Annotated in this window: 11 protein-coding genes; 5 read left to right on the forward strand and 6 right to left on the reverse strand. The window is 72.7% G+C overall.

Annotation, left to right across the window (positions count from 1 at the left end; all coding sequences use genetic code 11):
- Positions 1–393: 393 nt before the first annotated feature.
- The 5 genes from LO762_RS07980 to LO762_RS08000 all read right to left on the reverse strand — a co-directional run bounded on the left by LO762_RS07980 (position 394) and on the right by LO762_RS08000 (position 5,666).
- Complete coding sequence (locus tag LO762_RS07980; protein ID WP_230613659.1) at positions 394–1,554, reverse strand: low temperature requirement protein A; 1,161 nt, start codon at positions 1,552–1,554, stop codon at positions 394–396.
- 87 nt (positions 1,555–1,641) lie between these two features.
- Positions 1,642–2,529: a CoA ester lyase gene (locus tag LO762_RS07985; protein ID WP_230613661.1), complete on the reverse strand. Its 888-nt coding sequence runs from the start codon at positions 2,527–2,529 to the stop codon at positions 1,642–1,644.
- A gap of 47 nt (positions 2,530–2,576) precedes the next feature.
- Complete coding sequence (locus LO762_RS07990; RefSeq protein WP_230613663.1) at positions 2,577–3,371, reverse strand: enoyl-CoA hydratase/isomerase family protein; 795 nt, start codon at positions 3,369–3,371, stop codon at positions 2,577–2,579.
- Between the two features lie 48 nt (positions 3,372–3,419).
- A complete protein-coding gene (locus tag LO762_RS07995; protein ID WP_230613665.1) occupies positions 3,420–4,664 on the reverse strand; it encodes a CoA transferase in 1,245 nt (414 codons plus the stop codon).
- A gap of 105 nt (positions 4,665–4,769) precedes the next feature.
- Positions 4,770–5,666, reverse strand: coding sequence for a LysR substrate-binding domain-containing protein (locus tag LO762_RS08000; RefSeq protein ID WP_308103554.1), 897 nt, complete (start codon positions 5,664–5,666; stop codon positions 4,770–4,772).
- An 83-nt stretch (positions 5,667–5,749) separates the two neighbouring features.
- Here LO762_RS08000 and LO762_RS08010 point away from each other — a divergent pair, with 83 nt between their 5' ends.
- Genes LO762_RS08010 through LO762_RS08025 form a run of 4 tightly spaced genes read left to right on the forward strand, consistent with a single transcriptional unit; the run spans position 5,750 to position 9,414 of the window.
- Complete coding sequence (locus tag LO762_RS08010) at positions 5,750–6,922, forward strand: acyl-CoA dehydrogenase family protein (RefSeq protein WP_230613666.1); 1,173 nt, start codon at positions 5,750–5,752, stop codon at positions 6,920–6,922.
- A gap of 24 nt (positions 6,923–6,946) precedes the next feature.
- The gene (fabG, locus tag LO762_RS08015) at positions 6,947–7,687 is read left to right on the forward strand and encodes a 3-oxoacyl-ACP reductase FabG (protein WP_230613667.1); all 741 of its coding nucleotides are present in this window, start codon (positions 6,947–6,949) and stop codon (positions 7,685–7,687) included.
- 49 nt (positions 7,688–7,736) lie between these two features.
- A complete protein-coding gene (locus tag LO762_RS08020; protein ID WP_230613668.1) occupies positions 7,737–8,192 on the forward strand; it encodes a MaoC family dehydratase in 456 nt (151 codons plus the stop codon).
- Between the two features lie 25 nt (positions 8,193–8,217).
- Positions 8,218–9,414, forward strand: a complete 1,197-nt coding sequence (locus LO762_RS08025) for an acyl-CoA dehydrogenase family protein (RefSeq protein WP_230613670.1) — start codon at positions 8,218–8,220, stop codon at positions 9,412–9,414.
- A 61-nt stretch (positions 9,415–9,475) separates the two neighbouring features.
- Here the strand turns inward: LO762_RS08025 and LO762_RS08030 are convergent, their stop codons facing one another.
- On the reverse strand, positions 9,476–10,318 hold the full coding sequence (locus LO762_RS08030) for an NAD(P)H-binding protein (protein WP_230613672.1): 843 nt from the start codon (positions 10,316–10,318) through the stop codon (positions 9,476–9,478).
- A 198-nt stretch (positions 10,319–10,516) separates the two neighbouring features.
- Here LO762_RS08030 and LO762_RS08035 point away from each other — a divergent pair, with 198 nt between their 5' ends.
- Complete coding sequence (locus LO762_RS08035; protein ID WP_230613674.1) at positions 10,517–11,341, forward strand: helix-turn-helix domain-containing protein; 825 nt, start codon at positions 10,517–10,519, stop codon at positions 11,339–11,341.
- Positions 11,342–11,417 lie beyond the last annotated feature (76 nt).

The following is an 11,417-nucleotide window of genomic DNA, read 5'->3' on the forward strand; positions in this document are numbered from 1 at the left end:
CCCCCGGGCCTCCGCGCGCCCTCCCCTGCCTTACACGCCACACACGCGCCTCACACGCCACACCTGGGCCCTTCGCCCACCCCTCCCCCGGGCCTCCGCCCACCCCTCCCCCGGCCTTCCGCCCACCCTTCCCCCGGCCCTCCGCGCGCCCCTCCCCCGCCTTACACGCCACGCACGCGCCTTACACACCACGCACGCGCCTCACACACCACACACGCGCCTCACACGCCACACCTGGCCTGCACGCCACACCCGGTTCTCCCGCGAGTCACAACGATCTCTCCTGACGGACAGGCGAGAACCCTCGCGCACCGGGGAAGACTCCGCCATGAGCCGACCCGACGTGCGGTCCACGCGGTCCAGGCGGTCGCGGGGCGAGGGCGGGTGCGGGTGTCAGGGTCGGGTGGCGGTGAGGATCGTGGCGGTTCTGCGGTGGGTGCGGGCGAGGGTGAAGGCGGTGGGGATGAGGAGGGCGTTGAGGAGGGCGAGGGCGGCCAGCGGCGGGAGCAGCGGCGCGGCGAGGCCCGCGAGGGCGAAGACGAGGCAGAGGACGGCGCGTTCACGCCAGGCACGGCCGATCGTGGCGCGGTAGTACCAGGCTTGCGCGCCGAGGTAGAGGAGCGTGCCGCCGAACAGCAGGAGGGCGACGGGTGTGGAGCCGTGGCCGAGGGGGTGGGCGATGACGAGTTCGCTGCCGACGGCGAAGAGGACGAGGCCGGTCAGGGTGGCGTAGGTGGTGTTGATGGCGAGGCGGACCGAGCGCAGCGGGTCGCGGGTCGTGGCGAGGTGGCGGGCGATCACGTCCTCGCCGCCGCCGAAGTAGCTGCCCCACAGGCAGACGAGGGCGACGAACACGCCGGTCGTGCCCGCCACCGTGGGGACGTCCACGGGCGCGTCCGCCACGGCGGGCCCGACGGTGAGGATGGTCTCGCCGAGCATGATGATGAGGAACAGGCGCAGGCGTTCCAGCATGTGGCCCGCGTCGAACACCACGCTGGCCGAGTGGAAGACACGGCCGGGAAGGGGGTGCGCGAGGAGCGTGCCGAGGAGGTCGATGAGCGCCGCGGCGCCCCACCAGGCGAGCCGCGGGCCGGGGGCGGCGAGCGCGCCCGCGATCCACAGCGGGGTCGCGACGGCGTGCCACACCAGGACGCGCTGGTAGTGGCGGCGCATCTCCGGGCCGGGCGAAAGCAGCGCGCCGATGGCGGGCACGACGAGCAGGATCAGCAGCATCGGCACGACGAACGCCCAGGGGCCGCCGCCGAACGCGCGGGAGATCGCCGCGTTCATGAACAGCCCGAGGCCCATGGCCACCACGACCATGAGCCGGGTGCGCGGCCTGTCGATGTCCAGGAGTGTCGCGCCGAAGCTGGTGAACGCCCAGGTCCCGATGACGCTGACGAGCAGCACTCCCGTCTCGGCCGCGCCGCGCCACGTCAGATGCTCAAGGAGGTGGTGGGCGAGTTGGGAGACGGCGAAGATGAAGATGACGTCGTAGAGCAGTTCGAGCGGCGAGACCGCCCGCTTGGTCCGGGACACGGCGTGGCCTGGCATGCGCTTCACCCTAGGGCGCGGGCGACCCGGCCCCCGGGACGTCGCTCGGCGTGACGAGGCGTGTCCCGGAGGGCGGGTCAGGGCTCGTCAGACGCCGACGGACTCGGCCAGCGCGATGACGCCCTCGGCCGTCTTCACGTGCGCGATGTCGATGTGCTGGCCCTCGAAGTCGACGGCGGCGCTGCCCTCGGACTCGGCCTTGCGGAACGCCTCGACCATCCGGCGGTAGAAGTCGACGGTCTCCGGCTTGGGGGTGAACACCTCGTTCGCGACGGCGACGTGGGACGGGTGGATGCAGACGAGGCCGCGGTAGCCAAGCCGCCGGGAGTCCTCGGCGAAGCGGCGGCACCCGTCGAGGTCGCGGATGTCCTGCCACACGCCGGTGACGGGGTGGTGCAGGCCCGCCGCGCGGGCGGCGAGCACGATCCGGCTGCGCAGGTAGAGGGTCTCCAGGCCCTCGGGGGTGAACTCGAAGCCGAGTTCGCGGCCGACGTCGGCGTTGGGCCCGGTCGCGCCGAGCAGGCTGGAGACGCGCGGGCTGGCGGCGGCGATCTCCTCGCAGCGCGCCATCGACACCGCCGTCTCGTAGCTGAGGATGAGGCCGATGGAGCCGGGGGCGAGGCCCTCGCGCTCCTCGACGTGCGAGACGACGGCGTCGATGCGCTTGACCTCGTCGGCGGAGAAGACCTTCGGCAGGAACAGCCCGGCCAGGCCCGGCACCGCGATCGCCTCGATGTCGGCGCCGAACAGGCCGCTGTCGTAGCTGTTGGGCCGCACCCACACGTCGGGCCGGACGCCCTGCTCGCGGAGCCGTCCGAGGGTGTCCCGGACGGTCCGGCGCGCCGCCGCCTTGTCGGCGACCGGGACGGAGTCCTCAAGGTCGAGGATCAGCGCGTCGGCGTCCGCCGCGACCGCCTTCTCGGCCCAGGTGGGCTTGTGCCCGGGGACGAACAGCATGGAGCGGTAGGGGTTCACGAGTCTTCTCCTTGCTCGGTGTGGGGGTGCCCGGCCGGGGACGCCGGTCAGAACCGCGGCTTGCGGCGTTCGCGGTGGGAGGCGAGGCCCTCCCTGACCTCCGGGCCGCCGAACCCATAGAACTCCAGGGCCAGGGAGGCGTCGAAGATGGATCCGGCGACCTGCCGGTACCAGTTGTTGAGCGACTGCTTGGTCCAGCGGATCGCGGTCGGCGCGCCGGTGGCCAGCTCGCGGGCGACCTCGCGCGCGGTCGGCAGCAGCTCCTCGGCCTCGTCCACGCACAGCGAGACGAGCCCGATCCGCTCGGCCTCCTCGCCGTTCAGGGGACGGCACGTCATCAGGTAGTACTTGGCCTTGGCCATGCCGCACAGCAGCGGCCAGCAGATCGCCGCGTGGTCGCCCGCCGCGACGCCGAGCCTGGTGTGCCCGTCGATGATCTTCGCCGTCCTGGTGACGACGGAGACGTCGGCGAGGATGCCCGCGACGAGCCCGGCGCCGACGGCGGGGCCGTGGATGGCCGAGACGATGGGCTTGGAGCAGTCGAGGAGGTTGTAGACGAGGTCGCGGGCCTCACGCATGACGCGGGAGCGGGTCTCGAAGTCCTCGGCGATCCGCTCGACCATCTCGAACGCGCCGCCCGCGGAGAAGCCCTTGCCCTCGCCCCTGATGAGGATCGCCTTGACCTCGGGGTCGGCGTCGAACGCGCGCCACACCTCGGCGAGGTCGGCGTGCGCGCCCTCGCTCACCGCGTTCAGGTTCGGCGCGTCGAAGACGAGTTCGACGACGCCGTGCTCGTCGGGCTTGTCCACCCGCAGGTGCTCGAAGCGCGCGTAGCGGCTCATGGGGTCCTCTTCTCTCTGTGGGCGGTAGTATACATCATATATTAAGTATTAGCTCTTGTCGGGCCCGGCGACGACGCCACGGGCGCGCAGCGCGCCGATCTCGGCGTCGCTCAGCCCGAGCCGTCCGGCGAGCACCTCGTCGGTCTCCCGGCCCAGCTCGGGGGCCTCCCCCGCGCTCCCGTGGTCCCCGTTCCAGCGCAGTGGCGAGCGCGCGGTGATCGCGCTCGCGCCGCACGCCAGCACGGCGTCGGCGAGCACCGGGTGCGCGCCCGCGCGGTGCTGGGCCACGACCTCAGCCATGCCCCGGTACGGGCCCCACAGGACCCGGTGGCCGGTGAGCGCGGTGTGCACGGTGGTGCTGTCGCGGGCGGCGAACCAGGGCTTGAGGACGGCTTCGATCGTGTCGCGCACCCGGTACCTGTCGGCCTCGTCGGTCAGGTCGACGCCGAGCGCGGGCTCCAGCGCGGCGAAGACGTCCGTCGTGCCGGTGGCCGTGCACACGGCCCGCCACTGGCCGGGGGTCAGCGCGACGACCATGACGCGCTCCCCGTCGGCGCAGGCGAAGTCCACGCCGAACGTGCCGTACAGGTGGTTGCCCTGCCGGGGGCGTCCGGTGCCGCGTTCGGCGGCCTCCGACAGCCAGCCCAGGTTCGCCACCCCGGCCAGCGCGACGTCGGAGAGCGCGAGTTCGACGAAGGTGCCGCGCCCGGTGCGGGAGCGCTCGTAGAGGGCGGCGAGCACGCCGGTCGAGACGGTCAGCCCGGCCACGAGGTCCCAGGCGGGGAGCACGTGGTTGACCGGCGCGGCGCTGTGCTCGGGGCCGGTCATGGCCGGGACGCCCAGTTCGGCGTTGACCGTGTAGTCGACGGCGGGACGGCCGTCCGGGTAGCCCTGGACGCGCACGTGGACGAGGTCGGGGCGGCGGGCCGTCAGCACGTCGTTGGCCATCCAGCCACGGCCGACGACGTTGTCCACCAGTACGCCCCGGTGCTCGCCGGGCGCGGTGATCAGCGCGGTGACGAGTTCGCGGCCCTCGTCGGAGCGCATGTCGATCGCGATCGAGCGCTTGCCCTTGTTCAGCGACGCCCAGTAGTAGGACTCGGCCTCCGGGCCGCCCGTCCCGTCGCCGACGACGGGCCAGCGCCGGTGGTCGCTGCCGCCGCCGACCGGGTCGATCCTGATCACGTCCGCGCCGAGCTGGGCGAGCGTCATGCCGCCGGTGGGCCCTGCGACGAAGCTCGCGCACTCGACGACCTCAAGCCCGGCCAGCGGCCGGGCCACGGTGTCCTGCATGGCAGACCCTCCCCTATATTTCCCGCATAATATATTGTTCGACATTACTCCTCGTCGCCGGCGGAAGGGCACCCGGGTATGCCGCAGGACCCCGCGCCCGAGCGGTCACCCCACCGTCGGCAGGACGCGTTCGGACAGCTCCAGGACCTTGGCCAGGGCCGGATCCCGGTCGTCCGCGCGCCACAGGAGATAGCCGGAGATCGGCGGCATCCCCTCGGTGAGCGGGACGATCCGGACGCCGTCCAGTGTCATCTGGGCGACCGCCGAATCGGTGGTGAAGTGGAGTCCGACTCCGGCCGCGACGAGCGCGACGCACGTCCAGGAGTCGGGCGCGGTCTGCACGATGTCGGGCGCGAACCCGGCGGTGTGGCAGCCCGCGACGAACATCGCGTGCACCGCCGACTCCACCGACTCCGGCAGCGCGATGAGCGGCTCGCCGTACAGGTCGGCGAACGAGACCGACTCGGCGCCCGCGAAGGGGTGCCCGGCCGGGACGGCGAGCACCCCGTGCTCGCGGGCGACCATCCGGCTCTCCACCCCGACGGGCGCGTGCGAGAAGCGGGCGATGGCGAGGTCCGTCGTGTGGTCGAGCAGCTCCCGGACGGCGGCGGGCCCGTACCGTCCGGGCCGGAACGCCAGGTCGATGCGGCGGTGCCGCTCCCGGACCGCCCGCGCGAGCGCGCCGACCATCGCCTGGGAGGACGGCCCGGCGAAGCTGAACCTGACCCGGCCGCTCTCGCCCCGGTGCGCCGCCTCGACCTCGCTCCTGGCCCGCTCCCCCAGCCGGACGATCGCCGCCGCCGGTTCGAGCAGCGCCCGTCCGGCCGGGGTCAGCTCGACCCGGCGGGTCGTGCGGTCGAAGAGCGGGGTGCCCAGATCGTCCTCCAGCGCCTTGATCGTCCGGCTCAGGTAGGGCTGCGCGAGGTGCAGCCGCCGGGCCGCCCTGCCGAAGTGCAGCTCCTCCGCCACGGCGAGGAACACCTCGAGTTGCACAAAGTCCACACCCCGACTTTATCCATATCCGCATCAATCAGAGAAGTATTGGTATTGGACATGCATCAGAACGGATCTGAGAATCGATGACCATGAGTGACGAGAAGGTCAGTGCCGAGGACTTCGCGGAGATCCTCGCGACCGTGCGGCGCTTCATCCGCACCGACGTGATCCCCCGCGAGATCGAGATCATGGCGACCGACCGCATCCCGGACGACCTGCGGAACGCCGCCGCCCAGATGGGCCTGTTCGGCTACGCCATCCCGGCGCGGTGGGGCGGGCTCGGGCTCGACCTCACCCAGGACGTCGAGCTGGCCATGGAGTTCGGCTACACCACGCTCGCGCTGCGCTCGCTGTTCGGCACCAACAACGGGATCGCCGGGCAGGTGCTCGTCAACTTCGGCACCGACGAGCAGCGCGAGCGGTGGCTGGAGCCGATCGCGTCCGGCGAGGTCATCGCCTCGTTCGCGCTCACCGAGCCCGGCGCCGGATCCAACCCGGCCGGGCTGCGCACCCGCGCCCGCCGCGACGGCGCCGACTGGATCCTCGACGGCCAGAAGCGGTTCATCACCAACGCCCCGCTCGCCGGGCTGTTCGTGGTGTTCGCGCGGACCCGCGAACCGTCCAAGGGCGACCCCGGCATCGCCGTGTTCCTCGTGCCCGCCGACACCCCCGGCCTGTCCATCGCCCCCAAGGACGCCAAGATGGGCCAGGAGGGCGCCTGGACCGCCGACGTCATCCTCGACGGCGTCCGGGTGCCGGACTCCGCGCTCGTCGGCGGCGCCGAGGACGTCGGCTACAGGGCGGCGATGGCGTCGCTGGCCCGAGGCCGGGTGCACATCGCGGCGCTCGCGGTCGGCTCGGCGCAGCGGGCGCTCGACGAGTCCGTCGCCTACGCCGAGGCCAACACCCAGGGCGGCGTGCCGATCGGCGACCACCAGCTCGTCCAGGCGATGCTGGCCGACCAGTACACCGGCGTCGCGGCGGGACGCGCCCTCGTCCGCGAGGCCGCGCTGAAGTACCACACCGGCGAGGACAGGCGCGTCACCCCGTCGGCGACCAAGCTGTTCTGCACCGAGATGGCAGGGAAGGTCGCCGACCTGGCCGTGCAGATCCACGGCGGCACCGGCTACATGCGCGAGGTGCCCGTCGAGCGCATCTACCGTGAGGTCCGGCTGCTGCGCCTGTACGAGGGCACCAGCGAGATCCAGCGCCTCATCATCGGCGGCGCCCTCATCCGCGGCCAGCGCGCCGCCCGTTCCTGACCCACCCCCCACGAGGAGAGAATCATGAGCCTGCTTGAAGGCCGCGTGGCCGTCGTCACCGGCGGCGCGCAGGGCATCGGCTTCGCCATCGCCGAGACGTTCGTCGCGCAGGGCGCCCGGGTCGTCCTCGGCGACCTCGACCTGGCCGCCACCGAGGACGCCGCCAAGCGCCTGGGCGGCCCCGACGTCGCCGCCGCCGTCCGCTGCGACGTCACCAAGGCCGACGACGTGGACGCGCTGCTCGCCCGCGCCGTCGAGGGCTTCGGCTCGCTCGACGTGCTGGTGAACAACGCCGGGATCACCCGCGACGCCACCATGCGCACCATGACCGAGGAGCAGTTCGACCAGGTCATCTCGGTCCACCTCAAGGGAAGCTGGAACGGCACCCGCAAGGCGGCCGCCATCATGCGCGCGCGGAAGAGCGGCGCGATCGTCAACATCTCGTCGCTGTCCGGCAAGGTCGGGCTCGTCGGGCAGACGAACTACTCGGCCGCCAAGGCGGGCGTCGTCGGGCTGACGAAGGCCGCCGCCAAGGAGCTCGCGCACCACGGTGTCCGGGTCAACGCGGTGCAGCCGGGGCTGATCCGCTCGGCGATGACCGAGGCGATGCCGCAGAAGGTCTGGGACCAGAAGATGGCCGAGATCCCCATGGGCCGTCCCGGCGAGGTCGCCGAGGTCGCCAACGTCGTGCTGTTCCTCGCCAGCGACCTGTCCTCGTACATGACGGGCACCGTGCTCGAAGTGACCGGCGGACGGTTCATGTGACGGGCTCCGGCGATGCCCGGGACGTCCGAGAAGTCCGAGAGGAGAAGGCATGACCACGCCGTTCGGCTCGCTGGAGGAGGTCCGCGCCGCGCTCGGCACGCCGCTCGGCCCGACCCCGTGGCTGCCCGTGCACCAGGACTGGATCAACGAGTTCGGCAGGCTCACCGGCGACCAGCAGTGGATCCACACCGACCCCGACCGCGCCGCGTCCGGACCGTTCGGCACGACGATCGCACACGGGTTCCTCACGCTGTCGCTCGTCCCGCAGTTCGGCGCGCAGCTGTTCCGACTGGAATTCGGGAGCGCGCGGGTGAACTATGGACTGAACCGGGTTCGGTTTCCCGCGCCCGTCCCGGTGGACGCCCGCGTCCGCGCGGCCGCCGAGTTCCGCGAACTCAGCCCCTCGGGAGCGGGGCACCAGCTGACCACCCAGTACACGATCGAGCTCGAGGGAAGCGCCAAACCGGCCTGCGTCGCCGAGACGCTGACGCTGCTGCTGCCCTGACCGTGCCGAAGGAGACCACCCCGCCGTGACCCGCCTCGCCCAGACCGCCGGACTCACCGACGTGCAGCGGGAGATCCTCGCGACCGTCCGCGACTTCGTGGACAAGGAGATCATCCCGCACGCCCAGGCACTCGAACACGCCGACGCCTACCCCGCCGACATCGTCGCCGGGATGCGCGAGATGGGCCTGTTCGGGCTGACCATCCCCGAGGAGTACGGCGGTCTCGGCGAGTCCCTGCTCACCTACGCGCTCGTCGTCGAACAGATCGCGCGCGGCTGGATGAGCGTCTCCGGCGTGATCAACACGCACTTCATCGTCGCGCACATGATCAGGCAGCACGGCACGCCGGAGCAGAAAGCCGCCTACCTGCCCCGGATGGCGACCGGCGACGTGCGCGGCTCGTTCTCGATGTCCGAGCCCGACCTCGGCTCCGACGTCGCCGCCATCAAGACCCGCGCCCGCCGCGACGGCGACGGCTACGTCATCGACGGCAGCAAGATGTGGGTCACCAACGGCGGCACCTCCAACCTGCTCGCCGTGCTCGTCCGCACCGACGAGGGCGCCGCCAAGCCCCACCAGAACCTCACCGCGTTCCTCGTCGAGAAGCCCGCCGGGTTCGGCGAGGTCGCGCCCGGCCTCACCATCCCCGGCAAGATCGACAAGATGGGGTACAAGGGCGTCGACACCACCGAGGCGATCTTCGCCGGATACCGGGTCGCCGCCTCCCAGGTGCTCGGCGACGCCCCCGGCGGCGGTTTCGCCCAGATGATGGACGGCGTCGAGGTCGGCCGCGTCAACGTCGCCGCCCGCGCCTGCGGCATCGCGCTGCGCGCCTTCGAGCTGGCCGTGGACTACGCCCAGCAGCGCCGCACCTTCGGCAAGCGCCTCGCCGACCACCAGGCCATCGCCTTCAAGCTCGCCGAGATGGCCACCAAGGTCGAGGCCGCCCACCTGATGATGGTCAACGCCGCCCGGCTCAAGGACTCCGGCGCCCGCAACGACGTCCAGGCGGGCATGGCCAAGCTCCTCGCCAGCGAGTACTGCGCCGAGGTCACCCAGGAGGCGTTCCGCATCCACGGCGGCTACGGCTACTCCAAGGAGTACGAGATCGAACGCCTCATGCGGGAGGCGCCGTTCCTCCTCATCGGCGAGGGCACCAGCGAGATCCAGAAGACCATCATCAGCCGCGGCCTCCTCACCACCTACCGGAACCCCGCCTGATCCCCTGCCGACGGCTGAAGGCCCGCCGGGCGCCCTGTGCGGCGACCGGCGGGCCTCGGCGTCACGCGGAGCGCCAGACGTCGGCGGCGGCGCGCGTGAACTCGGTGAAGTCGGTGGCCTCCCGGCCGAGCGCGCGCCGCACCCCGTCCGCGACGACCGCCTCGCGGCCCGCCGCGACGGGGGCGAGCACCGACGTCCACATCGCGGCGTCCGCCTGCGGCCAACCCTGCCCGACGAGCTCCTTGACGAACTCCTCCGCCGGGACGGCGACATAACGGGCGGCGTGCCCGGAGACGCGCTCGATCTCGGCGAGCGCCTCGGCCAGTGTCAACGCGCGCGGGCCCGACAGCTCGTACACCTCGCCCGCGTGCCCCTCCTCGGTGAGCGCGGCGACCGCGACGTCCGCGATGTCGCCGGTGTCGACGAACGCGGCCGCCCCGTCACCGGCGGCCAGCCGCACCTCGCCCGCGCGGACCGGGTCGAGGAAGAAGCCCTCGCTGAAGTTCTGCGCGAACCAGCCGGGCCGCAGGATCGTCCAGGGCACCCCGCTGGCGCGGACCGCCTCCTCGTTGCGCAAGTGGCCGCCCGCGCCGTGGTAGTCTGGGCCGTAGTAGCCGGGCACGTCCACCCCGCGCGCCGACAGCAGCACGAGCCGTCCGACGCCGAGATCCGCCGCCCGCGCGACGAACGCGGGAACCGTCTCGGCCTCGTCCGGGGCAGCGACGTACACCCCGGCGACGTCCTCCAGCGCCGGGCCCCACGTCGCCTCGTCCGTCCAGTCGAAGCGCCGCTCCGCCGTCCGGGACGCCACCCGGACCGGCACGCCGAGCGCGCTGAGCCGGGCGACGACCTGACGGCCGGTCTTGCCGGTGCCGCCGACGACGAGGATCGGGTCGGATGCCATGAGAACTCCTTGGATTGGCGAAATCAGCTGCGGATCAGGGCGTCTCGGCGGACATCGGGCGCGTCGCCGAGGGGGGCGCTGACCAGCCGGATCCCCCGGCCGGTGCGCGGTGTCGCCCACCGCCCAGCATGCGGCCGGGCACCCGAGGGCAGCCAGCATCACAGCTTGGGTACCCAACCGGTGACTACCCTGGGGACGGTGGACACCCGTACGGAGCTGACCGACTTCCTGATGTCGCGCAGGGCGAGGCTGCAACCGGAGAGCGTCGGTGTGCCGCGCTACGGCGAGCGCCGCCGCGTCCCCGGGCTGCGCCGCGAGGAGCTGGCCCAGCTCGCCGGGGTGAGCGTCACCCACTACACGCGGCTGGAGCAGGGCAACGGCCGCAGCGTGTCGGCCGAGGTCCTGGACGCCGTCGCCGACGCGCTGCGGCTCACCGGCGACGAGCGGGAGCACCTGGCGAACCTCGTCCGCCCGCCCCGGCGCGACGCGGGCGGGGCCGGGCCGCAGGGGCGCGCCGACCTGCTGTGCCTGCTCGACAACATGGCCGAGTCCGCCGCGTTCGTGCACGGCAGGTCCGGCGAGATCCTCGCCTGGAACGACACCGCCGCCCATCTCCTCGGCGACCTCGACGCCCTGCCGCCCGAGCTGCGCTCCTGGCCCGGCCTCGTCTTCCGCGACGGCCCCTTCCGGTCGATGGTCGACCCGGCGGACTGGGAGCCCCTGGCCCGCCAGCACACCGGCTACCTGCGGCTGTGCCTGAGCCGCTACCCCCACGACCCCGGCGTCGCCGCCGTCGTCGCGTCCCTGCACGCGGCCGACGCCGACTTCCGCCGCCTCTGGGCCGAGCACCACGTCGCCGACCGGACCCCGCTCACCTGCCGCCTCCACCACCCCTCCGCGGGCGTCCTGGCGGTCGCCGTCAACGCGATGAAACCCGCGGGACACCCCGACCAGTGGCTCGTCACCTTCGCCGTCGAGCCCGACTCCCCCTCCCAGAAGGCACTCCGCCTCCTGACGGCCTGACCCCCGCCGTCCCGCGCCGTCCCCCGGCCCGAAGACGGCCGCTCCCGACGAAGTCGGGGCCGCGAAGCGGCCGTCC

Source organism: Actinocorallia sp. API 0066, from assembly GCF_020991275.1.
Classification (GTDB): Bacteria; Actinomycetota; Actinomycetes; order Streptosporangiales; family Streptosporangiaceae; genus Actinocorallia.

Coding starts and splice junctions, on each gene's coding strand:
- LO762_RS08030 (WP_230613672.1), bottom strand. CDS start 10,318: ATGGCATCCGACCCGATCCTCGTCGTCGGCGGCACCGGCAAGACCGGC.
- LO762_RS08020 (WP_230613668.1), top strand. CDS start 7,737: ATGACCACGCCGTTCGGCTCGCTGGAGGAGGTCCGCGCCGCGCTCGGC.
- fabG (WP_230613667.1), top strand. CDS start 6,947: ATGAGCCTGCTTGAAGGCCGCGTGGCCGTCGTCACCGGCGGCGCGCAG.
- LO762_RS07995 (WP_230613665.1), bottom strand. CDS start 4,664: ATGCAGGACACCGTGGCCCGGCCGCTGGCCGGGCTTGAGGTCGTCGAG.
- LO762_RS07980 (WP_230613659.1), bottom strand. CDS start 1,554: ATGCCAGGCCACGCCGTGTCCCGGACCAAGCGGGCGGTCTCGCCGCTC.
- LO762_RS08010 (WP_230613666.1), top strand. CDS start 5,750: ATGAGTGACGAGAAGGTCAGTGCCGAGGACTTCGCGGAGATCCTCGCG.
- LO762_RS07990 (WP_230613663.1), bottom strand. CDS start 3,371: ATGAGCCGCTACGCGCGCTTCGAGCACCTGCGGGTGGACAAGCCCGAC.